Genomic DNA, 471 nt, shown 5'->3' with positions numbered 1-471 from the left:
CCGACGCGCGATGCTTGGCGGCGCGCTGGTTGGCGGTGCGGCGCTTGCGCTTCCTTTTCCGGCGATGGCGGTCGGCACGGAATGGCGCCTCGCCATTCGCAACGTCCACAATAACGAAACCGTCGATGCGCTGTTCGCGCGGAACGGGACTTTCCTGCCCGAGGGGCTGGCCGAGCTGAACCATGGCCTGCGCGACTGGCGCACCGGTGAATCGACGGTGATGGACCGCCGTCTGCTCGCCTTGCTCGTACAGTTGCGCGACAAGCTGGAATTGAGCGGCGGCAGCAAGATCAATCTGATCTCGGGCTATCGCTCGCCCGCGACCAACGCCGCGCTCCGTGCCAAGGGCGGCGAACATACCGGCGTCGCCAGCCAGAGCCAGCATATGCTGGGCAAGGCGACCGACATCATGGTGCCCGGCGTGACGCTCGACCGGCTGCACGGCGCAGCTCTCGCTCTGGGCGGCGGCGG

General features: G+C 67.7%; 1 protein-coding gene. It reads left to right on the top strand.

Translation table 11 applies throughout. From position 1 onward, the window contains the following. A partial coding sequence (locus AACY45_RS28335; protein WP_339548778.1) for a DUF882 domain-containing protein occupies nt 1-471 on the top strand: 471 nt, incomplete at both ends.

It is taken from the genome of Pseudomonas sp. RA_35y_Pfl2_P32 (genome assembly GCF_963970735.1).
Lineage (GTDB): Bacteria > Pseudomonadota > Gammaproteobacteria > Pseudomonadales > Pseudomonadaceae > Aquipseudomonas.
This window is presented reverse-complemented; position numbering and strand designations above follow the sequence as displayed.